Origin of the sequence: Psychromonas aquatilis (assembly GCF_038155185.1) — a bacterium.
Classification (GTDB): domain Bacteria; phylum Pseudomonadota; class Gammaproteobacteria; order Enterobacterales; family Psychromonadaceae; genus Psychromonas; species Psychromonas aquatilis.
This window is the reverse complement of record NZ_JBAKAZ010000022.1, coordinates 1-25,174: the sequence shown is the minus strand read 5'-3', so window position 1 is coordinate 25,174 and position 25,174 is coordinate 1. Positions and strand designations below refer to the sequence as shown.

28 protein-coding genes and 1 tRNA gene are annotated in these 25,174 nt (G+C 36.1%); 16 read left to right on the top strand and 13 right to left on the bottom strand.

Annotated elements, in window-relative coordinates; all coding sequences use genetic code 11:
• Positions 1 to 267: 267 nt before the first annotated feature.
• The 8 genes from sbcB (at position 268) to V6256_RS07460 (ending at position 8,106) form a co-directional block, all read left to right on the top strand.
• Complete coding sequence (gene sbcB, locus V6256_RS07495) at positions 268 to 1,695, top strand: exodeoxyribonuclease I (protein WP_341597458.1); 1,428 nt, start codon at positions 268 to 270, stop codon at positions 1,693 to 1,695.
• Positions 1,696 to 1,871: 176 nt separating this feature from the next.
• On the top strand, positions 1,872 to 2,837 hold the full coding sequence (gene cysK, locus V6256_RS07490; protein WP_341597457.1) for a cysteine synthase A: 966 nt from the start codon (positions 1,872 to 1,874) through the stop codon (positions 2,835 to 2,837).
• Positions 2,838 to 3,213: 376 nt separating this feature from the next.
• Positions 3,214 to 3,471 (top strand): HPr family phosphocarrier protein, encoded by a 258-nt coding sequence (locus tag V6256_RS07485; RefSeq protein WP_341597456.1) that lies wholly within the window; start codon positions 3,214 to 3,216, stop codon positions 3,469 to 3,471.
• Between the two features lie 47 nt (positions 3,472 to 3,518).
• Complete coding sequence (ptsI, locus tag V6256_RS07480) at positions 3,519 to 5,240, top strand: phosphoenolpyruvate-protein phosphotransferase PtsI (RefSeq protein WP_341597455.1); 1,722 nt, start codon at positions 3,519 to 3,521, stop codon at positions 5,238 to 5,240.
• Positions 5,241 to 5,313: 73 nt separating this feature from the next.
• A complete protein-coding gene (gene crr, locus V6256_RS07475; RefSeq protein ID WP_341597454.1) occupies positions 5,314 to 5,823 on the top strand; it encodes a PTS glucose transporter subunit IIA in 510 nt (169 codons plus the stop codon).
• Between the two features lie 121 nt (positions 5,824 to 5,944).
• Positions 5,945 to 6,295, top strand: coding sequence for an ArsC family reductase (locus V6256_RS07470; RefSeq protein WP_341597453.1), 351 nt, complete (start codon positions 5,945 to 5,947; stop codon positions 6,293 to 6,295).
• Between the two features lie 9 nt (positions 6,296 to 6,304).
• Positions 6,305 to 7,438: a succinyl-diaminopimelate desuccinylase gene (dapE, locus tag V6256_RS07465; RefSeq protein WP_341597452.1), complete on the top strand. Its 1,134-nt coding sequence runs from the start codon at positions 6,305 to 6,307 to the stop codon at positions 7,436 to 7,438.
• Positions 7,435 to 8,106 carry a M15 family metallopeptidase gene (locus tag V6256_RS07460; RefSeq protein ID WP_341597451.1) on the top strand — a complete coding sequence of 224 codons (672 nt, stop codon included), beginning with the start codon at positions 7,435 to 7,437 and terminating at the stop codon, positions 8,104 to 8,106. The genes dapE and V6256_RS07460 overlap by 4 nt, the downstream gene beginning before the upstream one ends.
• A 49-nt stretch (positions 8,107 to 8,155) precedes the next feature.
• On the opposite strand, the gene V6256_RS07455 is transcribed toward V6256_RS07460, so the two are convergent.
• Positions 8,156 to 8,638 carry a YajQ family cyclic di-GMP-binding protein gene (locus V6256_RS07455; protein WP_341597450.1) on the bottom strand — a complete coding sequence of 161 codons (483 nt, stop codon included), beginning with the start codon at positions 8,636 to 8,638 and terminating at the stop codon, positions 8,156 to 8,158.
• Positions 8,639 to 8,786: 148 nt separating this feature from the next.
• On the opposite strand from V6256_RS07455, the gene V6256_RS07450 reads away from it, so the two are divergent.
• On the top strand, positions 8,787 to 9,689 hold the full coding sequence (locus V6256_RS07450) for a ketopantoate reductase family protein (RefSeq protein ID WP_341597449.1): 903 nt from the start codon (positions 8,787 to 8,789) through the stop codon (positions 9,687 to 9,689).
• Here V6256_RS07450 and V6256_RS07445 read toward each other — a convergent pair.
• The 5 genes from V6256_RS07445 to yejK form a co-directional block, all read right to left on the bottom strand.
• A complete protein-coding gene (locus tag V6256_RS07445; protein WP_341597448.1) occupies positions 9,667 to 10,659 on the bottom strand; it encodes an LPP20 family lipoprotein in 993 nt (330 codons plus the stop codon). The two genes, V6256_RS07450 and V6256_RS07445, sit on opposite strands and share 23 nt — an antisense overlap.
• Positions 10,660 to 10,680: 21 nt before the next feature.
• Positions 10,681 to 11,916 carry a COG3014 family protein gene (locus tag V6256_RS07440; RefSeq protein WP_341597447.1) on the bottom strand — a complete coding sequence of 412 codons (1,236 nt, stop codon included), beginning with the start codon at positions 11,914 to 11,916 and terminating at the stop codon, positions 10,681 to 10,683.
• A 57-nt stretch (positions 11,917 to 11,973) separates the two neighbouring features.
• Positions 11,974 to 12,576 (bottom strand): penicillin-binding protein activator LpoB, encoded by a 603-nt coding sequence (locus V6256_RS07435; protein ID WP_341597446.1) that lies wholly within the window; start codon positions 12,574 to 12,576, stop codon positions 11,974 to 11,976.
• Between the two features lie 47 nt (positions 12,577 to 12,623).
• A complete protein-coding gene (locus V6256_RS07430) occupies positions 12,624 to 12,971 on the bottom strand; it encodes an HIT domain-containing protein (protein WP_341597445.1) in 348 nt (115 codons plus the stop codon).
• 204 nt (positions 12,972 to 13,175) lie between these two features.
• On the bottom strand, positions 13,176 to 14,252 hold the full coding sequence (yejK, locus tag V6256_RS07425) for a nucleoid-associated protein YejK (protein ID WP_341597444.1): 1,077 nt from the start codon (positions 14,250 to 14,252) through the stop codon (positions 13,176 to 13,178).
• 190 nt (positions 14,253 to 14,442) lie between these two features.
• Here yejK and V6256_RS07420 point away from each other — a divergent pair, with 190 nt between their 5' ends.
• The 3 genes from V6256_RS07420 (at position 14,443) to V6256_RS07410 (ending at position 16,919) form a co-directional block, all read left to right on the top strand.
• Positions 14,443 to 14,667 (top strand): YejL family protein, encoded by a 225-nt coding sequence (locus tag V6256_RS07420; RefSeq protein ID WP_341597443.1) that lies wholly within the window; start codon positions 14,443 to 14,445, stop codon positions 14,665 to 14,667.
• 5 nt (positions 14,668 to 14,672) lie between these two features.
• Positions 14,673 to 16,472 (top strand): DUF3413 domain-containing protein, encoded by a 1,800-nt coding sequence (locus V6256_RS07415; protein WP_341597442.1) that lies wholly within the window; start codon positions 14,673 to 14,675, stop codon positions 16,470 to 16,472.
• Positions 16,473 to 16,622: 150 nt separating this feature from the next.
• Entirely contained in the window at positions 16,623 to 16,919 is a 297-nt protein-coding gene (locus V6256_RS07410) for an HlyU family transcriptional regulator (RefSeq protein WP_341597441.1), read from the top strand.
• Positions 16,920 to 17,011: 92 nt separating this feature from the next.
• On the opposite strand, the gene V6256_RS07405 is transcribed toward V6256_RS07410, so the two are convergent.
• The 4 genes from V6256_RS07405 to V6256_RS07390 form a co-directional block, all read right to left on the bottom strand.
• Positions 17,012 to 17,410 carry a hypothetical protein gene (locus V6256_RS07405; RefSeq protein ID WP_341597440.1) on the bottom strand — a complete coding sequence of 133 codons (399 nt, stop codon included), beginning with the start codon at positions 17,408 to 17,410 and terminating at the stop codon, positions 17,012 to 17,014.
• Positions 17,411 to 17,482: 72 nt separating this feature from the next.
• Positions 17,483 to 18,388, bottom strand: coding sequence for a hypothetical protein (locus V6256_RS07400; RefSeq protein WP_341597439.1), 906 nt, complete (start codon positions 18,386 to 18,388; stop codon positions 17,483 to 17,485).
• Positions 18,389 to 19,075, bottom strand: coding sequence for a YoaK family protein (locus V6256_RS07395; RefSeq protein WP_341597438.1), 687 nt, complete (start codon positions 19,073 to 19,075; stop codon positions 18,389 to 18,391).
• Between the two features lie 186 nt (positions 19,076 to 19,261).
• Positions 19,262 to 19,660, bottom strand: a complete 399-nt coding sequence (locus tag V6256_RS07390; RefSeq protein ID WP_341597437.1) for a CBS domain-containing protein — start codon at positions 19,658 to 19,660, stop codon at positions 19,262 to 19,264.
• Between the two features lie 139 nt (positions 19,661 to 19,799).
• On the opposite strand from V6256_RS07390, the gene V6256_RS07385 reads away from it, so the two are divergent.
• A complete protein-coding gene (locus V6256_RS07385) occupies positions 19,800 to 20,345 on the top strand; it encodes a DUF2058 domain-containing protein (protein WP_341597436.1) in 546 nt (181 codons plus the stop codon).
• Between the two features lie 427 nt (positions 20,346 to 20,772).
• Here V6256_RS07385 and serB read toward each other — a convergent pair whose 3' ends face one another.
• Entirely contained in the window at positions 20,773 to 21,795 is a 1,023-nt protein-coding gene (serB, locus tag V6256_RS07380; RefSeq protein ID WP_341597435.1) for a phosphoserine phosphatase SerB, read from the bottom strand.
• 129 nt (positions 21,796 to 21,924) lie between these two features.
• Here serB and V6256_RS07375 point away from each other — a divergent pair, with 129 nt between their 5' ends.
• From V6256_RS07375 to V6256_RS07365, 3 genes are all read left to right on the top strand, one after another.
• Positions 21,925 to 22,554, top strand: coding sequence for an AhpA/YtjB family protein (locus tag V6256_RS07375; RefSeq protein ID WP_341597434.1), 630 nt, complete (start codon positions 21,925 to 21,927; stop codon positions 22,552 to 22,554).
• A 141-nt stretch (positions 22,555 to 22,695) separates the two neighbouring features.
• A tRNA-Val gene (locus tag V6256_RS07370) sits at positions 22,696 to 22,771 on the top strand.
• A 422-nt stretch (positions 22,772 to 23,193) separates the two neighbouring features.
• The gene (locus tag V6256_RS07365; protein ID WP_341597433.1) at positions 23,194 to 23,322 is read left to right on the top strand and encodes a hypothetical protein; all 129 of its coding nucleotides are present in this window, start codon (positions 23,194 to 23,196) and stop codon (positions 23,320 to 23,322) included.
• An 89-nt stretch (positions 23,323 to 23,411) separates the two neighbouring features.
• Here the strand turns inward: V6256_RS07365 and V6256_RS07360 are convergent, their stop codons facing one another.
• Together V6256_RS07360 and V6256_RS07355 are read right to left on the bottom strand one after the other, a co-directional pair.
• Entirely contained in the window at positions 23,412 to 24,407 is a 996-nt protein-coding gene (locus tag V6256_RS07360) for a hypothetical protein (protein ID WP_341597432.1), read from the bottom strand.
• A gap of 141 nt (positions 24,408 to 24,548) precedes the next feature.
• Positions 24,549 to 24,866, bottom strand: a complete 318-nt coding sequence (locus V6256_RS07355; RefSeq protein ID WP_341597431.1) for a hypothetical protein — start codon at positions 24,864 to 24,866, stop codon at positions 24,549 to 24,551.
• Positions 24,867 to 25,174 lie beyond the last annotated feature (308 nt).

The window sequence follows — 25,174 nt, the reverse complement described above, 5'->3', positions numbered from 1 at the left end:
CAGCGACACTAATCCCTAAAATAAATTTTTACGGGGCAAAATAACGACTTCAAAAAAGTATGCACAACAGCATCATTCATCTATAACATTTTAAATTCAAGACTCTGATCACTGCTAAGTCCTTACAATGTAAAATAATAAAAAAGTACAACAAAGCAGCATTAACAATAAAAGTGATGTTTCACTATAATTAAAAATAAATAAATTGGATCGCTTTTTGGCTTTCATTTAGCCACAATATACAGATACAAATTAATAGGTAACAATATGAATCAAGTATCACCCAGCCTCTTTTGGCACGACTACGAAACATTTGGACTTAACCCAGGCACAGACCGCCCTTCTCAATTTGCAGGCATTCGTACAGATCTTGATTTGAATGTAATTTCAGAACCGCAACAATGGTATTGTCGACCTCCCAATGATTATTTACCGGGACCAGAAGCTTGCTTGATCACGGGGATCACTCCACAACATGCGTTACAACATGGCGAATTTGAAAATCAATTTATTTTTAATATTCTTCAAGAATTTCAACAGGCAAATACTTGTGTTGTAGGCTACAACAATATCCGCTTTGATGATGAAGTCACACGCTTTACTTTGTATCGTAATTTCCATGATCCATACCAACGTGAATGGCAAAATGGTTGTTCTCGTTGGGATATTATTGACATGGTTAGAGCATGTTATGCACTTAGACCTGAAGGGATTGAATGGGTTTATGATGAAAATGATGTACCCAGTTTTAGACTAGAGTTACTAACAAAAGCAAATGACATTGCACACCAACAGGCGCATGATGCAATGTCTGATGTGTACGCGACGATTGCAATGGCAAAATTAATCAAAACAGTACACCCAAAACTATACGATTACTGTTTTTCATTAAGACAAAAAAACAAAGTACTTCATCAACTTAAGCTTGGTACTTATACACCACTCGTGCATATTTCAGGTATGTTTCCTGCTTTACAAGGTTGTAGTTCATATATATTACCAGTGACAACTCATCCAACTAATAATAACGCGGTGATAGTGATCGATCTTAATAAAGATATTTCGTCACTACTCACTTTATCAGTTGAAGAAATTCAGGAATATTTATATACCTCTTCAGATAATTTACCTGAAGGCATTAGTAGACCTCCGATTAAATTAATTCATATTAACAAATGCCCGATTGTAGCCAGTGCAAAAACATTAACACCAGAGAGAGCAAAAACACTGGGCATCGATGCAAAACAATGTCGTGAATCTATTAATATTTTCAACGAAAATAAACAATTGGTAGAGAAACTATTTGCAGTGTTTGACACGCCGGCCAAACCACAACAAGAACAGCAACCTGAACAAAAATTATATTCAGGCGGCTTTCCTTCAACCAATGACAAAAATGAAGCTAAAAAAATTGTCGCTTTATCACCTCAGCAAATAGCAAATCATCAACCAGAGTTTGATGATCCAAATCTTGCGACACTATGGTGGCGATACAAAGCAAGAAACTACCCAGAAACATTAACCGAACAAGAACAGCAAAAATGGAATAGACATAGAGAAGCGTATTTCTTAGACAATATGCAGGAATATGTAAATCGTTTAGATGTATTAGCCATTGAACATCAACATGATCCAGACAAAATAGAGTTATTACAAAAACTAAGCCATTACTTAGCATTTTTGACCAACCAGTAAAATTTTAAATATGCGCTATCGCTTAAATATCCAGATGTTATCTTTAGATATTAATACGATAGCCATTTAATATATCTCAAAATCCTATATGGTATAACAAAATGTAACTTCCGCATTTTTTCACATTGGATATGCTACATCCCACTATTTAAAAACCAACTAACAGGAACACTATCATGAGCAAGATTTTTGATGACAATTCACAAACAATTGGCGGTACTCCACTAGTACGTTTAAAAAATGTAACGACTGGAAACGTTTTTGCAAAAGTTGAAAGCCGTAACCCTAGCTTCAGTGTTAAATGTCGTATTGGCGCAAACATGATCTGGGAAGCTGAGAAGAATGGCACATTAACAAAAGATGTTGAATTAGTTGAAGCAACAAGTGGTAACACAGGTATCGCACTAGCGTTTGTTGCTGCTGCTCGTGGTTATAAAATAACACTAACAATGCCTAACACAATGAGTGTTGAGCGACGCAAATTATTAAAAGCATTAGGTGCTAACTTAGTACTAACTGAAGGCGCTCAAGGTATGAAAGGCGCAATCAATAAAGCTGAAGAAATTGCACAATCAGCACCAGGTAAGTACTTTGTTGTACGCCAATTCGAAAATCCAGCAAATCCACAAATCCATGAAAAAACAACAGGTCCAGAGATCTGGGAAGATACAGATGGTGAAGTTGATGTATTCATTGCTGGTGTGGGTACTGGTGGTACAATTTCAGGTGTAACTCGTTACATCAAAGAAACAAAAGGCAAAGCAATCGTAAGTGTTGCAGTAGAGCCGACTGATTCTCCAGTTATTACGCAAGCATTAGCTGGCGAGGAATTAACACCTGGACCACATAAAATTCAAGGTATTGGCCCTGGTTTCATCCCTAAAAACTTAGATCTTTCTTTAATCGACCGTGCTGAGCAAGTTAGTAACGAAGACTCAATTGAAATGGCTCGCCGTTTAATGGAAGAAGAAGGTATTTTAGCTGGTATCTCTTCAGGTGCAGCAGTAGTAGCAGCATCTCGTTTAGCACAAGAACCAGAATTTAAAGATAAGAATATTGTAGTAATATTACCAAGTTCGGGTGAACGTTACTTATCAACTGCATTATTTGCAGGTGTTTTCGAAGGTGAAAACTTCGCATAACACGCTTTTTTAAGCTTATCTAAGGCACTTAAAAGTGCCTTTTTTTATTTTCAAATAAACGATAAATAAATCAAAGCTTAAAAAACAAACAAAAACACCAACATTAACTAGTTTTACTGCCTTTTCTCTAAAAAATTATTGACCTATAGCCCCTTATTTAGGATCATTAATTGTGAAATTAATAAGGTTAAATGAGCTACTTAGAGATAAGAGTTACATTAGTTTATTAGTATTTCTCTATTGTAATTTAATTACAATTTATAGAGGTTATCTAAGTAATAAACCTCATCAACACAATGTTATATTCATTCAATAAAAAGTTATTCCCCCGGATAATTTTTTATTGTTAAAATCAAAAATAGATTAAGGTGTTACCATGTATCAAAAAACAGTAACTATCACAGCTCCAAACGGCCTTCATACTCGCCCAGCAGCACAATTTGTTAAAGAAGCAAAATCATTTGAATCTGACATCTCTGTTGAAGTTGGCACAAAATCAGCAAGTGCAAAAAGCCTTTTCAAATTACAAACTCTAGGTTTAACTCAAGGTACATCTGTTAACATCAAAGCAGAAGGCGCTGACGAGCAAAAAGCTGTCGATACGCTTGTTGAATTAATGGCAACATTAGTTTAATTCTCATATCTTTTATTAGATAAAATTTAGTAGTTTAAGGATAGGTTATGATATCTGGCATTCTAGCATCACCTGGTATTACTTTTGCGAAAGCATTGTTATTACAAGAAGACGAAATTTCTCTTAACAACGAAAAAATTCAAGATATTGATAAAGAAATATCTCGATTTTTAGATGGGCGAGCAAAGACTTCAGCTCAACTAGAAATAGTTAAGCAAAAAGCGCTCGAAACATTTGGAGAGGAGAAAGAAGCCATCTTTGAAGGGCATATAATGCTACTTGAAGATGAAGAGCTTGAAGAAGATATCATCGCCTATATTAAAAAGAACAAATGTACAGCTGACTTCGCAATTAATGCAATTGTTGAAGAAAATGCACAAATGTTATCAGAATTAGATGACCCTTATTTACGTGAGCGTGCTGCAGACTTCCGTGACATTGGTAATCGTTTACTAAAAAACGTTTTAGGTATCGTGATTATTAATCTTAGTGACATCGACGAAGAAGTTGTATTAATCGCTAATGACCTAACACCATCTGAAACAGCACAAATTAATCTAGACAAAGTATTAGGTTTTATTACTGATATTGGTGGCCGTACTTCTCATACGTCAATTATGGCGCGTTCGTTAGAAATTCCAGCAATTGTCGGTACTAACGATATTACTCAAAAAGTAGAAACTGGCGACCTAGTTATTCTTGACGCTTTAAATAACAAAGTCATCATCAACCCAAGTGATGAAGAACTTGCTGAAGCGAAAGAAGTGCGCGAGGCTTTCTTACATGAAAAAGCCGAGCTAGCAAAACTAAAAGACTTACCTGCAGAAACAACTGACGGACATCAAGTAGAAGTTGGTTCAAATGTTGGTTCAGTTAAAGACACAGATGGCGCTAAACGTAATGGTGCAGAATGTGTTGGTCTATACCGTACAGAATTCCTGTTTATGGATAGAGATCAATTACCAACTGAAGATGAACAATTCCTTGCATACAAAGATGTTGTAGAAGCAATGGAAGGTAAGCCATGTATTATTCGTACTATGGATATTGGTGGTGATAAAGATCTACCATATTTAGATCTACCTACTGAATTAAATCCATTCCTAGGTTGGCGTGCAATTCGTATTTGCTTCGACCGTCCTGAAATTATGAACCCTCAATTACGTGCCCTACTTCGTGCATCTGCATTTGGTAAGATTCGCATTATGTTCCCAATGATCATTTCTGTTGAAGAAGTGCGTAAATTGAAAGACATTCTAGAGACATTAAAAGCAGAACTTAGAAACGAAAGTGTTGCATTTGATGAAGAAATTGAAATTGGTGTTATGATTGAAACACCTGCTGCTGCAGCAATTGCTCATCATTTGATCAAAGAAGTAGACTTCTTTAGTATCGGTACAAATGACTTAACGCAATATTCACTTGCTGTTGACCGCGGTAATGAGTTAATTTCAGACCTTTACAACCCATTAACACCTTCTGTATTAACGATCATCAAGACAGTTATTGATGCATCTCACGCTGCTGGCAAATGGACAGGTATGTGTGGAGAATTAGCAGGCGATGAGCACGCAACTCTGTTACTATTAGGTATGGGCTTAGATGAATTCTCTATGAGTGCAATTTCTATCCCGACTGTGAAGAAAATTATTCGCAGTACTAGTTACGCAGATGCAAAAGCATTAGCAGATAAAGCACTGTCAGTAGCGACAGCAGCAGAAATTGAAGCGTTAGTAAAAGAATTCAACGCAGCTAACGGCATCAGCTAAGATCTTATAAAGGTGGACGATAGTTAATATCGCCCCCTTTAATCGTTTATATATAATTTTGGAGTTAAAACTTATGGGTTTTTTCGATTCACTTAAAAAAGCAATGACTGGAAGTACACCATCATCAAATACTATCGATATGATCGCACCTATCTCAGGTGAAATTGTTGCAATTGAAGATGTGCCAGACGTTGTTTTTGCTGAAAAAATTGTAGGCGATGGTATAGCAATACGCCCTACCGGCAATAAAATGGTAGCGCCATGCGATGGTGAAATTGGTAAAATTTTTGAAACAAACCATGCTTTCTCTTTAGAGTCTGATAGTGGTATTGAGCTTTTTGTTCACTTTGGTATTGATACTGTTGAGCTTAAAGGTCAAGGTTTTACTCGTATTGCTCAAGAAGGCCAAAAAGTGAAAGCCGGTGAAACAATCATTGAGTTTGATCTTGAGTTTTTAACTAAAAATGCAAAATCAATTTTAACTCCTGTTGTTATTTCTAATATGGATGAAATTAAAGAACTACAAAAAATGTCTGGCAGTGTTGTTGTTGGAACAGACACCGTATTGAAAATAGTTAAATAATTTATCTATAAACTGAAAAAATAAAGAGTCGCTATTGCGACTCTTTTTGTTTCTGCCCTTTTTTTCCTCACAGCTTCTTTGCTACAATTACCTCCTATTTTTCAACTGATAAGCACCCAACATGACAGCAATAATGTACGGTATACCTAATTGTGACACGATCAAAAAAGCACAAAAATGGTTAAAAGAAAACAACATCCCTTTCACTTTTCATGACTACAGAAAAGATGGGCTAGATGAATCGCTACTAGAAAAATTACTAGCACACTCAAGCTGGGAGACATTACTTAATAAACGTAGTACCAGTTATAGAGCGCTCACAGATAATCAAAAACAAACACTTAACGAAGATAATGCAAAAGCGTTATTCATCGAATCTCCAACATTAATAAAACGCCCTGTTATTATTTATAAAGAATCAGCAATTGTTGGCTTCAATATAAAAAACTATCAAACATTTTTTGCCGTATAAGGAAATACAATGTCTCACTCCCCCGTTGTAACGTTATTACAAGATTTAATGAGTCGTCGCTCAGTAACACCTGAAGATGCAGGTTGCCAAGATTTACTTATTTCTCGATTAGAAAAACTTGGTTTTGTATGTGAAACCATGGAATTCGAAGATACTTTGAACCTTTGGGCGAGAAAAGGCACTGAAGCACCCCTATTTTGTTTTGCTGGCCATACTGATGTTGTTCCACCAGGACCAGAAAGCAAATGGAACACCCCTCCTTTTGAGCCGACTATCATCGACGGTATGTTATACGGACGTGGTGCGGCTGATATGAAAAGTGGTATCGCTTGCTTTATGTTAGGTCTAGAAGCATTCATTGAAGAACACCAAGATCATAAGGGCTCTATTGCTTTATTAATCACTAGTGATGAAGAAGGCCCCTTCATTAATGGTACAACACGTGTTGTTGATGTTTTGGAAGCGAGAAATGAAAAAATCGATTACTGTATCGTAGGAGAACCATCTAGTACTAACCATGTTGGTGATATCATTAAAAATGGTCGTCGTGGCTCATTAACTGCAGATATTACTTTTAAGGGTACACAGGGGCATGTTGCTTACCCGCATTTAGTTAATAACCCAATCCACTTAGCGGCACCTGCTTTAGCCGAATTAGTACAAACAGAATGGGATAAAGGTAATCAATACTTCCCTGCAACAAGTTTCCAAATTACTAACTTCAACTCAGGTACTGGCGCTAGTAATGTAGTTCCCGGTGATGCCGTTGTGCAATGTAACTTCCGTTATTCTACGGAATTGACTGCTGATATGCTCACAGAGAAAGTAGAAAGTATCTTAAATAAAGCAGGATTTGAGTACGATATAAAATGGACTTATAACGGTCAGCCATTTATTACTGAACCAGGTTCTTTAACTGATGCCGTTGCACAAGCTATCCTAGCGACCAATGGAATTACTACTGAGTTATCAACGAGTGGTGGGACATCAGACGCTCGCTTTATTGCACCTACTGGTGCACAAGTTGTGGAATTAGGGCCAATCAATGCAACTATTCATAAGGTAAATGAGTCTACGAATATTGCACAATTAGATGAATTGGTTGATATTTTCAAATTAACCCTTAAAAATCTACTAGCATGAACCCATTAGCGCTCACAGGACAGGTACAAACTCATTTAGTTGAGTTTGCACCTAACCGTTTATTACATAAACAAGTCATTTCAGATTTTACTGGCTTACAAAGCGCTGCTGAAAAACAAGGTTTTACCTTGCATATCGCCAGTGCATTCCGCAGTTTTGATCGGCAATTAATGATTTGGAATAATAAATATTCTGGTGTGACAACAATACTTGATAAAGATGAGCAACCTATTGATATCGATAAAGTAAGTGAAAAAGAAAAGCTTACTCACCTACTGCATTGGTCAGCTTTACCTGCAACCAGTCGCCATCATTGGGGGACTGATATGGATGTTTATGACCCGACTTTATTGCCCAAAAATCAAGCTTTACAGTTACAAAAAAGTGAGTATGTAAAAGGAGGTTATTTCTCTGAATTAACTCATTGGTTAAGTGAAAATAGTCAAGAGTTCGGTTTTTATCGTCCCTACCAGAATGATCAAGGTGGTGTGGCACAGGAACCTTGGCACCTTAGCTATTTTCCATTGGCTGATGAATTCTTAAAACAATTAGATTTAACACTAATAACAGAAACACTTAAAAGTAAGGATATATTGGGTAAGTCTTTAATTCTTGAACAACTGCCTTGGATTTATAAGCAGTATATTTGCAATGTTTGTGAGCGATAAAATAAAAGCATTAACACATAAAGTGATAATGCCTTTTTAGAGCAATAACTTAATCTTTAAAGTTATTGAATTGGAAGCCCATCCCTAAATCCGCTTCTTTTACTAAACGCATTGTTTGCTGTAAATCGTCACGCTTTTTACCTGTCACACGTAATTGATCACCTTGAATAGATACTTGTACTTTAACTTTACTGTCTTTGATCTGTTTCACTAGCTTTTTCGCCGTTGGTTGATCAACACCCACTTTAAATTTTATATTTTGAGACCAGAACTTACCTGATTGCTCATATTTATCAGGATCCATAGCTCGTGTATCTACACCACGCTTAACTAAGTTAGCGCGTAACATATCGCGTAATGCATTAATTTGCATTTCAGCTTCAGCTTCTAATTTAACTACTTCTTTGTTTAGTGTGATTGCTGCTTTTACACCACGGAAATCATAACGTGTACCTAATTCACGACTGGTATTGTCTACAGCATTTTTTACTTCTACTAAATCTATCTCTGATACGATATCAAATGAAGGCATTTTTATTCCTCAAAATACAATTAAAATAATTATGCTAAATCTACCAGAAAAGCGCTCAATCATCTATCAGTAGACTCAGTTTGTTGCTTGTAAATTCAGATTCAAATTTGCATAATGTTTTTTTGTTTATTATCTATTCGAGAAAAATATGATTCAAATTATTGGTGCTGGCGCAATCGGTTGTTTATGGGCAGCGACACTCCAAAAAAGCGGTCATTCATGCCACCTTGTATCTCGCCATAAACAATTAACAAATACCCTGCACTTTACAGATTTATCTGCGAATACCACGCAGTTCACCATATCGCATGGACATCATTTATTAGCGACTCGCTTAGCTGAACAACAAAGTGCTATCCTTGTTTGTGTGAAAGCCCCTCAGGTACTTGATGCTCTGTTATCCCAACAGCCATATATAAACAAACACCAGATAATTATCTTAATGCATAACGGCTACGGCTGCGCAGAACAAGTATTAAAGTACTTTCCTAATAACCCAATAATCTCAGCGACTACCTCCAACGGCAGTTTACTAAATGGTCCATTATCGATCACTCATACAGGTGCTGGACCGACTTATTTAGGGTACTTCAATGACCCTTCTCAACAAATACCAATACAACTAGTGAAGACACTTCAAGATACTATGGATGACGTACATTGGAGTAAGGATATTAATAGTAAGTGTTGGTTAAAATTAATTATTAATGCTGCAATTAATCCGCTTAGTGCAATTCAGCAAATAAAAAATGGACAATTACGAAGCTCGACATACACAAAGACTATTGAAAACATTATTAGTGAAAGTATTGCTGTTGCTAAGGCGGAGTCAATACACTTCCATGTACCTACTGTTCTACACACTGTGAATAAGGTCATTACTGCAACGGCTGAAAATTACTCTTCAATGAACCGGGATATTCACTATCAACGACCCACTGAAATTGAGTTTATTAATGGATACCTCATAAAAAAAGCACTACAACATCAGATTGCAGTGCCTACTTTAAGCGATTTATATCACCAAATTAAAAAGAAGGAGTGTCACTAACCAAGGTTTGTAAATACTCATCCATATGACTATCTAATTTATCTTGAAGACGCGTATTTAACATCTCTTTTTGGCGGGTTGATACTTTTACAGGCCAACGTTTACGACTGATCACTTGATCGTTTTCGGTCATTGTTAATTCATAACTGCCTCGTAACCAATACCAAGACTCGATATAAGCAGGTTGAGTTAAGTCTAAAGTCCCTACGACTTTAAAAGGTGATGAGTCAACCACTTTGATACCTAAACGCGATAAGCTTGCTGCCAATAAATTTCGTTGCGGTTCAGTCGGTGCTTCAACACTTGCCTCTATAGAGGCTAATTTTTCTCGTATCAGATATTCGATATCTTCACTTGAAACCTCAACGGGTACTCCATTGCCACTTAAATAGCTTAACTGAAGATCAGCCATTTTTCGCGTGACCTGTTTATCACGAGCCGAACGTAGCGCATTAAGCGCCGTAATTGAGTTAGGCGCACCGTCATTACTGTATTCAATTAAATTGGCCGTTGACTTATCTAACTCAATAATCGATTCCGTTAGATTTTGTGCTGCGCTAATACGATGTATCACTGCTAGCACATAATATTGCCCTAGAGGACTTAACCAACTTTCCTTAATTTCAGCACCTTGGATAGCTTGCTCTGTTTCTGTTGCAATACTACGTCTTATCGTACTAGAGCTCTCTAAGGTAACCCCTAATGCACTCTCTTTTTTGATACCTTCAGTTAACGTTCTCGATTCAGATTTAACCTTCACTGAAAAAATTTCTAATAAATTGGCAATCGCCTTTTGACTTGCTCTATCGCGTGTTGAACCCTGTCCAACGGCGGATAAGTAAATATTACTTGGATATTTCTCTGATGCATGATCAATCCATTCAGGACGTGCCACTGAATCAGATGACGAACAGCCACTGATCACAAAAGATGCCAATAACATTGGCAATATTAACCTAACGTATTTCATAACTACCTCTTATATCAAACTCTATTGTTGATAATGGAAAACATCTTTCGATAAACCTGTTGCTAAAATAACATGTTGTGCTGCTTTATCTAAATTAATTGATTGGCGGCCTTGATTAGGAAGTTCAATAACCACATTCTGAGAATCGGTTTCTAAATAACTAAACTGAATACTTGCAGGCAACATATTCCAACTTCTCACATCAGCAACTTCACTAATTAATGTTGTCATATTAACAATGGCCCCCAATAATGGGTCTCGCCTTTGTGCTTCTTGCACTAATTGGTATTTTGCTACTGCTCTGGTTGTTGTTAACAATAAAATGCTAGGATATTCCTTATCTAAATCTTCTCTAACAATACGATTAACATCTTCGATTAATCCACTATTCTTGCTCTGTTCCCCATCATTTATAGTGTTATGTCGCGAATTAGTATATCTAGGCGGATAAGTAGGTACAGAAACTCGAATAAGTTGATGGCCAGCAAAGCTAGGTACGACAATCGAGGCTTCTCTTTTATGGTCAACTACCCCATCAAAATATAAGCTAAACACTTGATGTGTTTTATTGGCCGGTAACACAACTGATGGGTACTGATTCTTGTAATATCGATATTGAACATTATTGCCCATTTTATCACTCATACGTAGCAAAGCTAATTGCAAACTAAGCGGAATTGACAGCCCTCGCTCCAACATTATTTTTTCGGCAAATCGATAACTAATAAAAGCATTGGATCGTTCATCTAGTAATTCGTAAATAATGGCGGTTAATAAATGAGTACTGGCTAATTGACCGTTTAGCGCATCACCATCAATTAAAGTTTTCATGGCAACATCGGCTTGCAGCATCTCAACTCGAGCCCCTTCAATATCATCACTAAACAGGTAACTGAGCGCAAGCATATTATGCACCATTACTCGATCTGTAGGAGAGCCACTATAACGACGAAACGTTTCATTGATTGTACCTGCAGCCAATGTTTCCGAAACCGACGTCGCTGTTAATAATTGCATCTCTTTTTTAGCTGTTTGCAAAGACTCAATAGCTGATTTTGGTTGACCTGAAATTAATTGTAAATAACCTAGATTTAAATAATATTGCGCAATGTCTGTGGTGTCAGGTTGATCTGATTGCAGCGCATTTAAAATGGTTTGTGGTGGTTGGTAAGTAAGCTCTTCAGCTAGACGGTTGCTACCATGCTGCGCAGAACAGCCGGCCAGTAAAATTAAAATAATGAAAAGAAGCTTAGGCATGAGGATTCCAAAGCATATTAGATAGACCCAGTAATAGGCCTACCTAATATCAGTAGCTTATTTACGTAATGTACTATTGGTAATCAGTTTTTTAATTTTTGTATCGCCAATCCATACCTTGCGATTATCTTTTAAACTAATTAACTCTAGGTTAACTTGGTAAAAACGCACTTGAGTCGTACCTTCAACATCAACAATGGTATTCACTTGCCCCTGCATCATAAAGTCAGCGCCGTACTCTTGGCCATTTTCTTTACGTGTTGCTTCTGATGCATTTAAATCTTGGTCTGCACGTTCATTACGAATCTCTTCTCTTCTTTGTGCATCAGCGACAAACTGAACTTCGCCTGAATTGATCAATTCACGTTCGATATTAGCGATAAACACAGCGGTATTAATATGTTCATGACTTAGATTTTTAATCTTCCCTACTATTACAGCAGGATCTTTACCGTTACTCTGTACAAACTTTGGTAACCATGCGCGCGATAGTGCATCATCTACCATCTCACGAGCAACCAATTGTGCATCGGTATCATTCCACTCACCACTTAAATCGACTTGTGCTTGCGGATCTAATCGCTCAACTGTCGATGATGAACAAGCAGATAACACTAACACTGCCGCTAACATTACCCATAAACTAGAATGTTTTTTCATCAAAAAACTCCACTTAATTATGTTGTATAAAGTTATAAACGTTTGTTTTAACTAACTAACTTGCCAATTCTTTTACCACCCAACAAATGCAAATGTATATGGTAAACTTCTTGTCCACCATCATTATTACAATTCATTATTAATCGGTAACCTGAGTCTGCAATACCTTCTTGTTTTGCTAATAACTTAGCAACAGAATACATTTTCCCAATTAAAAATTCATCTTCAACTTCAATATCATTAGCAGTTGGAATCAGCTTATTAGGAATAATTAAAATATGCACCGGTGCCTGCGGTGAAATATCACGAAAAGCAGTAATATATTCGTCTTGATACAAGGTATCTGATGGGATCTCTTTATCGATTATTTTTCTAAAAATAGTTTCTTCAGCCATTTTAAGCCCTTAATATTGTTAACTTTAAATCTACTAATGCAATCACTATATCATAACCTTCAATCACGATGAGATGCTTTACTTAATCTAATACCTATTCTCTATTAGTAGTAAAGAAACTTTGATCACTTACGCTTGTTTATATCACCACATTTATTATTTCGTTGTGCTTCTTCACTAAACAAATATTAATTGATTCCACAATTAAAATGGCGCTTTACCATCATCTTCTTGATCAATAGCAATGACATGCTCACTGCTATTCATTAATGCATCTCGCTTCAATTGTTCACGCAAATTAGTAGGTAAACCGGTAATGGTTAATGTATCAGAAGCCTCATCGTATTTGATTGATGTCCCTAAATGCTTTTGATCAAAACTAATACTCATGCCGCCGCCAGAACCGACATATTTAGTTAATTTACGAACCAGTGTTTTATCCGCTGGAAAGTTTTCTTCTAATTGATAGTCTTCACTTACAAAATCATAAAAGCTGCCTTCTAAATTGGCAGTACTTTCAAATTCTTTAGATAAATTGCTTAGGTCAATATCCTGTCCTTCTTTGATTTGATCTTTACAATAATTAAAGGTGACTTCACGAACTTCTTGTTTTTTCTCCGTTGGCATTTCTTGCTTTTCACAAAACTCTTCAACGGCTTTCATCAAACCTTGGTTTTGTGCTTTAGCATCAAAGCCTTCTTTAGCGCCCATAAAGTCCAAGAAAAAGTCAGATACTTTACGACCAACACGCCCTTTAATAAAAGAAATATAACGATTCGCTTCTGGATCTCGTTCTAATAATGTCAGGTCAATACGTGCAACCAATTGAATTTTACTTGTTTCAATATGTTGGCTAACTTGTAATTCTAAATTTTCATTAACGCTAATTGACTGATTATTTTGTAATAGAGCAACCAACAAGTAATTACTGGTTGTCCAAGTATATTTGCTAACCAACAGAATACCTTCTTCTGCAAAGTCATGATCTTTTAATTCATTTACTAAACAGGTGGCCGCTTGCTGTGAAAAACTAACAAAGTCTAGTTCGCCATTTAACTCCTCTTTTAATGCACGTTGGAACAGTTGTGATTTTTCACCTTCTTCGGCAAAGTAGGCAAACGCTTTATTTGATTTACTTTGATATGTTCGATGTAAATCCATTACAAGCTGTTCAATAGAAGCAGAGATAGGTAACTCACCTTCACGCATTTTACAATTTAAAACGCCTTCATCATTGTAATTTAAAGAGTGTAAAATAATGTTAGTAGCGGAAACATTCATAGATAAAAAACCTTGTGTAGAACCTGAGAGCTGAATTATTAAATTATACACGTCACTTGATATCTTGAAACAATAAAAATTTGCTTAATTATCCGACTAATACCGCAAAAAGCATTCGTTAAGTGATTGGTATAATAATACGAGTACTGTATTATTAGCGCATTACTATTCCTTATATTAGAAGTTTATTATGCCAATACAATCAAAGTACTCTAGCCAAAAAATTGAAAACATCTTAGATCAAGTAATGGAGGTTTTACATGAAAACGATGTCTCTGTTGATTTAAGCCTAATGATATTAGGCAATAGTATTACGCATATTATTAATAGCCAAGTACCTACCGCACAACGTAAAACTATCAACGACAAATTCGTTAAAGCACTGAGTGCTTCTATCAACACAAAAGATAAATAATCAAAATGGTTGAAACAGGTAATAAATTCCACGATAACGTAGGTAAACGAGTTGCTTGGGCACATTGGTTTACATTTTTTAACATTGTTGCGCTTTCATTAATTAGCCTACGTTACATTGTCTATTCGGGATTAGCGAACACAATACCGGGTATCGCTTATCAATTTATAAGTTTAATCGGTCACTTCAGCTTCCTATCTGCTGTGGTCTTTATCCTTGTGATATTCCCACTCGCTTTCTTGATACGCAATAATTTATTATATCGAATCTTTTCGATTTTCCTGGCCACCATTGCAATTACTTTTTTAATTGTAGATACACAAATTTTCCGTTTATATGACTTCCATTTAAACCCTTTAATCTGGCAATTCTTACAAAAGCCAGAACAAGTGGAAGCTATCTACTCGATTAATTTACATTATATCTCGATACCCATTACTTTTTGTTTGCAGATGTTTTTTTCTTATATCCTGTGGCGTAAGGTAAGGAACTTGCAAGCGAAGCATATCGGTAAACCGATCGCTATTGTCTTATTTTTATGCTTTATATCAAGCCACTTGATCTTTGTGTGGGCTGATGCAACGCAGTACCGAGATATTACTAACCAAAAATCTATTTACCCGCTTTCATACCCAATGACCGCAAGAACCTTCCTAAAAAGACAAGGTTGGTTGACTGAAGATAGCCTTCAAAAAGCCACATTTGGCGCGGTTAGTGAGAACAATAAAGAATTAAATTATCCTTTAGCACCGTTAACCTATGCACCGGCAACAGCGGATCAAAATAAGAATATTCTGATTATTAACGTAGAAGCATTACGCGCAGATATGTTAAATACCGACAATATGCCGTACTTACAATCATTAAGTGCAGAAGGCCTTAACTTTAAAAATCATTTCAGTGGCGCAAATAATAGTCGACAAGGTGTTTTCAGCTTGTTCTATGGTTTACCAAATAGCTACTGGGGCATCATTACTGATAATCATATTTCACCTGTATTGATGGACAAAATAGCTGAAAACCATGCCATTGGATTGTTTTCAAGTATTGGGATGATCCACCCAGAATTTTTACAAAGTAGCTTTAGTCAGCTTAAAAATATAGACAATGTTTATTACGCAAAATCGCAAAATAATAGTCAAGTATTACAACAGTGGTCGCAATGGCTAAGCTCTTCCAAAGCACCTGAACCTTGGTTTAGCTATGTCTATTTAGAACAAAGAAATGCTTTGTTATTTTCACAAAATAACCAAGCATCAATACCACAACAAGCTGAATACTTAACCCTATATCAAAATCAGGTTCGTGAGATTGATCAGCAAATTGAAAAGCTGGTTAATACACTAAAACAGCAAAAAGAATATCAAGATACGATTATCGTGATCACAGGGACACATGGGCAGTCCTTTAAAGGCCAAAGTACTAACAATCACCTAATCAGTGAAGCCAATGTACCTTTAATTATCATTTGGCCAGGTAAAGCACCTAAAGAGATCTTTAGAATGACAAGTCATTTAGACTTTACAGCAACGCTTATGGAAGAGGTATTCGGTGTCGAGAATCCAAGTAATCAATATAGCAGTGGACAATCACTCTTTAATGATACAGAGCGAGAATATGTATTATCAGGGGATTTAGATAACTATGTTATCTATGAGAACCGTAAAATCACTCAATTCTCAGGTAACGGCAACATTGACAGTATTGATTGGCAGGGTAACCATATTGAGCAAGACCCTCATAATGATAAGTTCAATATCACTCTATTCATTGATGTACTATCGAAATTACGCCGTTTTAACTAAATAATATTGACGTAAAAAACATCACTTGTGCTTTACGTCAATAAGTAACTGAACGACCGTTATCGTGATAACGTAGCAATAAATGACTATTACAATCAACCACAGCGCTTAATATTCAGTTTATTAATAGCAATATAAAGGAACTAAAACATGAGCTTTTTGGCTTCGATTAAATCACTCTTCTCAAGTAGTGAAAGTACAACAACAGCTCCAGAAGTCGCTGAGCAAAGTATTGAATATAAAGATTTCACTATTACACCGACACCAATCAAAGAAGGCGGGCAATACCGTCTCTCGTCACTTATTACAAAAGGTAGCGATGACTTAATGCAATCGCATACCTTTATTCGCTCTGACGTAGTGGCAAGTCGAGATGACTGTATAGAAATGACCATTAGAAAAGCAAAAATTGCAATCGACCAAATGGGTGACAATTTATTTAATTAAGACTCAGATGCGTATGCGCAATATTGATATACGCACGGCAAGCTTACTTATCACGCTTTAAGTAAGCCATTTAAGGGTAAGTTAAACAATCATTAAAATGATTTTAACGAGCGCAAGAATAAACCTAATCCACCGATAGCCAGCACTAAGATAACAATTAAATCAAAAGATGACATCGCGTGAATACCAAACCTAATACTTGATATCACACCAAAGATTAATGCCACAATCGAACCTAAAAATAATAGCCAGCCTAAAATATTCTTCGCATTATAAAAAATCAGACCGATCCCCAAAATGAGTGGGATCATTAATGTCCCGCCAGTGATACCAAGGCCACCTAATTGTTCAATACGATATAATCGTGAACTGAAACCAAAATTAGTTGTGACGGTAATAGCATTCAGTAACATGTAAAAGCCACCACACATCATGATTACGCCAATAAAGAAACGCCCTACTCCACCCGAACTGCCACCAGCACCATTCATTTTAGTCCCTTACTAGTTATTTAATGAGTGTCATCTTCTCACGAGTTCTGGTAATGACGCGAATTTAAACGACTATTTTTTTAATTCGTCAAATAAATCCAAATATCTTATTTCTAAGAAATCCAGATTATTAATCTCAAAATTAATATACTTCTCAGATTTAGCAGCAGGCTTCCCATAGACAAAAACAAATGCCCTTTTATCCTTTAATGCTGAGACGGTTTGCAACCTTTTTAGTAAAAGGTTTTTCATCGGGTAAGCATCAATTGCTTGTTGAGAAATAAATAAGGAAGGCTTAATCATATTCCCTTGTGTTGTCAATGGCTCCTTAAAAGTCACTTTATAACACTGGATATCTGCTAAATAATTTATAAATGCGACACCCCAATAAATTAAACCAGTATTCGGTAACTTCTCCAAAGGCTGCTTAAATACCCCCTTAAATAATGCTTGGTAAGTTATTGCCTGCTTAGCAATATTAATCGAATTATTCCCTAGGCTATCCTCTTTTCTGTAACGTAAATATTGATTAACTATGGAGCGAACCGAGTAATAATAAGCACTTCTGTTAATACTTGTATTGTTTGTCTGCTTGGTAGAGGTTGTATTATCAAACACTTTTTCTTTGTGGTTAAGCTTCGATATGGTTTTTTGTGTCAGTTGTTTTTCTGGCCGAGTTAAACAAAAAACATCAGGCGCTACTTCTCTATCTTGGTTTTCACCTGTAAGTTCTTTAGTAGAATTGCCACTTACTACCTCGCAATCCTTTGCATGCCTGTACCCTCTAAAGTGAGGTATTTGCAGCATATTTTGCTTTTCGCTATCTAAATTAATACAAGTAACTTTAGCTGAACAAACATCACTGGGACATTGAAAATCGGATTTATTTTTGATCACACCAGCCCAAAATAACTCATAGGCTAGCTCGGCATTAATGACTTCTTGATATTCGTTACTATAGGCCTTTTCTAATGCCATTTAACTTCCCTTTGATAAGTGACTGGCTTGGATCTGTTTTTTAAGATAAATACGGTATGACAAGGCAAGTAATAAGCAAGTGCTAGCTGGAAAAATTAACGTCCAAAATAGAAAATATTGATACAGCCAAGCACCAAAAACACCACCAAAAATAAAACCAAATATAATAATAACAAACAATTGTGCTTTTCTTTTATCTAAAGGCTCGCCTCTAAAAAAAGAGCCTATCATTAAGCCTAAATCAGTAAAGATACCGGTAACATGCGTCGTTCTTATGACTGCACCACTATACCTTGTGGCTAACGCATTTTGTAAACCGCAAGCACCAGAAGCAAAAAAATGGCCATAAAAAGACCCTTGCGATAAAAACATAATCGCAGCAAATAACAGCGCTGCCTCTAGAAATAAAGTAGTATCGTAATGTTTTCCTAAGCGTAATGTCTCACCATGTAACAAAAAACCAGCGACACAGGAGCCCAGTAAAAAAGAAAACAAAATACCAAAAAGGTGAAAACTTGTTTGCAAAGGAAGATTAATAAAACTAGACCCTAATAAAGTGGCGGTACCTGATAAATGTGAAACTGATTGATGCTCAAAACCCAATAAGCCAACCGCATTAACCGTCCCAGCAATTAACGACAAGACAAATGCACCAAACTCAACCCACTTAGGTAATCTAGAAACCACTTTATGATCCTTAAAAGTGAAACAGAAAGACTGTAGCTTAGCAGATAAAACAAGTTATTTGTTTGATCTTAAACGCGCTATTTTATTATTCACCCTATTCTCAATAGAAAGGAATTTAAGTTTTTATCTATAAAAAAGCCCCATTGAATAACAATATCAACAGGGCTAATTATCTTAAGTGGAGATTTACAGTTGTGATCTCATCGCACCTAGTACCTGTTTACGGGTAATTAACCCAACATAAATACTATCCTCATCCAATACCGGATACATTTTAGGTTTCTCATGAATCATTTTTTGGGCCAAGTCCATAATACTTAGCGTAGAGTGGATAGTAACCGGTTTATCGGACATCACATCTTCAACTAACGCAGAGTGATCGCTGTAATAACTTGCCTCCATTAACTTAGCCATACAATCTTGCTCTGATAACCACCCTACAACTTTGCCTTCCTCATCCACCACTGGCCCGCCAATTAAATTTGTATTGAGTAATTTATCAACGGCGACTTGGAGATTCATCTCTTTAGTAAAAGCAATCATCTTACCCGACATAAATTCTTTAACTTGTAAATTATTCAGCATTTAATACTCCTTTTTTACATTGCCATTCCCTTTGCCGAGTTACCAACTTAGTCCCTATTTAAAACAAAGTCGATAGTTCAAATATTATAATGTGATAAACTAATTCTTTTTAGTGATCAATATTTAAAGGGTTATCGATATGGCTTCATTACAAGAGCAATTAATGAATTCAGGCTTAATCAATAAGCAAAAAGCAAAACAAGCACAAACAGAAAAACGCCGTCAAGCCAAACAAAAAAAGAAAAAAGGCAGCAAAGTTGTCTCTGATGTGCAAATCGCAATACAAGAAAAAACGCAGTTACAAAAACAAAAAGACCTAGAAAATAATCAACAGACACAACAAGAGTTAGCCCTTAGAGCCGCTCACGGCAAATTGATACAAATGATTGCCCAACATTGTGAAAAAGATTATCAAGGTGAGCTTGATTACCACTTTACCTACGATAACAAAGTCAAAAGAATCGCTGTCACACCGGCTATTCAACAAGGTTTGATTAAAGGCCTTTATGCTATTTGTGTATTAAATGAAGAGTTTTATTTGATTAACAAAGAAGCGGCTCAAAAATTACGTGATATTGACCCGTCAGTGCTGGTTGCATTACACGATCAGACGGCTAATGTTGAAGAAACAGAAGAGGATGACCCGTACGCAGAATTTGCGGTTCCAGATGATCTCATGTGGTAATGATAAATAAAGAGGCGAGCTGATTCACTTAGTATAAATTTCTATGCTTAAGAAGGATGCCGCCATCATTACACAGAGTTTGCAATACCAGATGATCTCATGCAGTAATAATAAAAAGACACGCTGATTAACCATTCAATTTTCTTTTAAGCGGTTGGTTTAGCATGAATTTTTATGATTAAAGAGGATGCTGCCATCATTACACAGAGTTTGCAATACCAGATGATCTCATGTGGTAATGATAAAAAGCCGACTGATTAACTGTTCAATTTTCTTTTAAGTGGTTGGTTTAGTATGAATTTTTATGATTAAAGAGGATGCCGCCATCATTACACAGAGTTTGCAATACCAGATGCTCTCATGTGGTAATAATAAAAAAGCGGACTGATTAACTGTTCAGCCCGCTCTCTATCAAAATCGAATTAACTTAAACATTTAAAGAAGCCGTTAATAAGCACAACGCACCTTCTAAATCGAGGTTGTTTAGTGCAACAGAAGCCTTCTCTTGAACAATTGGCTTAGCATGAATTGCAATGCCTAAAGAAGAAGCCGCCATCATTACCAAATCGTTTGCACCATCACCAATCGCTACCGTTTGTGATAATGGAATATCGTAAGTTGTTGCCAATGTTTTTAATGTACGCGCCTTGACATCAGCATTAACTATTTCGCCTGTCACATTTCCTGTTAATGTATTATCAACAATTTCTAAGGTATTAGCATACGCCGCATCAAAGCCGTGATCTTCTTTTAAACGGTTCGCAAAGTAAGTAAACCCACCTGAAGCAATTGCAACTTTCCAATTAGCCGCTTTTAAACCCGCAATTAATGCAATAAGCCCCGGCATCAATGGCATGTTGTCAGCTACTTCTTTAATTACTGATTCTGGCGCATTAGCTAACTTACCAACACGAGTACGTAAACTCTCATTAAAGTCTAATTCACCACGCATTGCAGCAGCTGTCACAGCAGAAACTTGATCACCCACACCGTATAAACGTGCAATCTCATCAATGCACTCAATTTGAATTGTCGTTGAATCCATATCCATCAACACCAACCCTGGTTTTGCAAAGTCAGGCAATTTATCGACTAGCGCAAAATCACAGTCCTGCTCTTTTGCATATAATGTAATCTGATCAATTAATGTCATTTTAAGTGAAGATAATGAAAAACGTATAAAAGAAACACCTTCGACCTCACCCAGGTTAGATAGTTTAACTTGCTTAACTTGCTGTTTAGTAAGCACTTCCTGTAGAGTGTTCAAACAATGTGTATCTATACTTTTTCCCATAAGCACCAGTTCAGACTGTGCAGTAAAGATCTGTTCAGGTAAATCATTGATTAAAAATAAAGCTTGTTGTGCATCTAATTTAGTTTGTAAATCTTGCTTCCATTGCAAAATTGAAAGAGGATTTGTAGGGATGTGAAGTGTTATCGTCTTTTCCACTGTATTATACCTATGGGTTAATTGCGGGTAGAGGTGTGTAATATAAACCATTAAAAATTATGACTCACAAGATAACGATTGCTAATTTATAATGCAAGCAACAGATACAATAACTAAAGGTTTAAATGAATGATAAAAAAGATATTTCGGTTAAAGCGACTGTTAAAGGTTATTATCATCTGCCTCATTACAATCGTGATCGCCAGTCAACTAATAAGATTACAAAGTGCATCAGTTACTGTTCGTAATCAACAAACAGAACAATTCTCACAATCACTAACCAAAGCGATTGCTGCTAATGCAGCACATTTTTTATCGGAAAATAAGCTAGATCAACTACAAGAAATGATTGGCGATTTAAAAAATGACAGCATGGTACGTGACGTCACTATCTACAACACATTAGGTGAAACTGTTGCACAATCAAAAAACAGTATTCCATTACCTGAGTTATTAAACTTATCCGAAGATGATCAGGCCATTCAAGAAATAACTATCCGCCCTTACGTCGAAGAATTACGCTATGAAGATAAAAAAATTGGTTATATTCGACTTTCTTTAGAGCAAGATAAACTTTTGGCATTAATTAATAATTATCAAGAGCATAGCTTTAATACCCTGATCTTAATTTCCATCCTAATTTTTATTACAGGTTTATTAGTGATGAGTATTTTCCATCAAAAATGCACCAGTATTAGTAAAACTATCACAGGTTTTTTCCAAAAAAACAAAAGCACTACCGAAGCGGAGCAAGAATAAAATCATAAATTGTGCGATAAATGAGCGCCCGCGCTCTTTAGCGCACAAAAAAACATCAAACAAAACAATATTCTAAAAGTTCTATTGACACTCACGAAGAGATACAGCAAAATCACTTTGCTTTCAACAGCTTCTATATAAGCTCGCTTAACTCAGTTGGTAGAGTGCCGCCATGACATGGCGTAGGTCACTGGTTCAAGTCCAGTAGCGAGCACCACATTTTAGTTTATACTTTTCATTATATCCATACTCTCTTAAAGTCCATGATTTAGCACATTCAGCTTTATAACATTCTTTTAAGTTTTTGTATTAACTCATTGTAAAACCCAATTTTCCTAATATGGACACCCACTACTTTCCTTGATAGCTCTCAAAAGAACTCTTCTATAAATATCAAATGTGGATATCAAATGTGGACACCCAATAATTATCTTTATAAAAATGATTTTTTATCAGTTTAAACTCTAACTCAGTACGCTTATGTAACTAATAAGCTGAATAACAACCTATTCTAATATGCAAAGGGTAACCTACTTCTCAATTTAGCTTCATAGACCACAACATACTAATTTTTAATGGTATTGTCCGATAGAACATATACCAAACATCATTAAGTTTATTAATACACACTGAGGGCTTATGAATATAATAAAGAAAGCGTGGACACATTATTGTAATTGGCTAGATGGGATGGGCTTAACTCCTGAAAATCAACGCTGTTGTATACCACTTGATGAGCGAGCACAAAAAGCAATTAAGAAAAGTTAGAAACAACGAAAAAGCATGTTATTCAGGCATACAAAAGATTAGCAAATGCTAATAGATAAAAATTAATAATAGCTATAACTGAATAGTAATTAATGCAGTCGTGGCAATTGGTTTTTACTTGCAATCCATTTTTTACCCGTATGACTTGCGAATAAAGCTAACTCCTCTAAAGAGCCCACTGCTCCTTGGTAATCTTTCCCAAATCTACTTGCCAAAGATAACCAAGTATCACTATCCAAATTCAAGACATTGAGTAACCTAGGATGTGCGCTCGGAATCAGACCTCTTTTGTCTTCACGTAAAATGCGACCGCTCCAGTCAACTAATTCAAGATAATCAATAAATGAAAAAGGGATACCATGTTGGTTAACTTCATGCTCCTTATCCAAAAAAGCAAAAAGTGGCTTTTTAGTAAAATAATATCGATCTGATTTTTCACCTGTATGCGCAATACCATGGATCCGTTCATAAACAGAGGTATACTCAGAAGATTCTACACTTTCGCTCATTTTTGCTCGAATTGGATTTAAATCAACGTACGCCATACAAGTTAACAAGGCTTCCTCATCTAATAGCGCTTGTGACTTAAAGCGCCCTTCCCAAAATCGACCAAAACACTCGTCTTCTTTATTTGCTTTACGTGCAATAAACTCATTCAAACAACGCATAAACCAAGAGATATCGACAAGCCTATCTCGCCATCGATTAACAATTTCCAGTGCCATTTTATTTTCAGCTACAGAGATGCTTTGCTGACTTAGCCACCGTTCGACTAATATTGGTACCGAATATAGACGACGCCATCGTTCGCAAACAGCTTTATTAGATAATAAGCTGTTTTCATGTTCATTCACATGCAAAACGATGTGATAGTGGTTTGACAATACTGCATATGCACAAATATCAAGATTGAACACTGATGCAAGATAATGCATTCTTTCAATGACCCATTGCCTTCGATGTGCAAATGATCTCCCAGTATATTTATCTTCTCCACACAAAAAAGCACGACGAACACAACGAGAAATACAATGATAGTAAGGGGTATCATTCAACGAAACTTGTGATTGGCGAGATTGAGTCATATAAACTACCTCCAAATGCTAATAAGTCAGCATATATAAAGGTAGTGTATAGTTGAAAACTAGTCAAAGTTGATGGATGTCCAACAATTGTTTCCAACAATTGATTTTGAAGCTTTCGGACAAGTGATTTCTTTAAGGTGTTTACAGACGATATATGGTTACCGCGTAGAGTATTGCACAACCTAGTAACATTAATAACACAACCGGTTTCCCACGCTGCAAAAACGAAGGTAAACAGCTTGCTTTAACAATATAGATTGAAGTTAATACCATTAAAAGACCAGAGCAAAAGGCTGCTATCCCCCAGAACTCTTGAAAATGTTGGCTTGCGTACCAAAATATATTCCATAAACCCGCCATAAGTAAAAGACCTCCAATACTCATCCTAATAAATCGAGGACATACTTTTTTCATTGGCGGCACAGCAACAATTAAACCTGCGAACATACACGCAGTCACAACACTTCCCATTGGTATCATATTATCAACTTCACTTGAGATTATTTAAGTCACATTATATTTAACCTTAATAGGAAAACAATCGTTCAATTCAATATTAACAATGTATTAAGTTAACCTTTAGGATATATCTGACAATAATTTTTTTACTGCATAAATTAACAGATGGGATTTTTGGGTGTCCTAGAATTAGTTTCCTAGAATTAGTTGACCACTACACTCCAAGAAAGCATTCCACCTAAAAAGAAAACTTATGGGTGCTGAAATGGTCACTCCACCAAGGCATCGCAATGTGCCAAGATTAGATA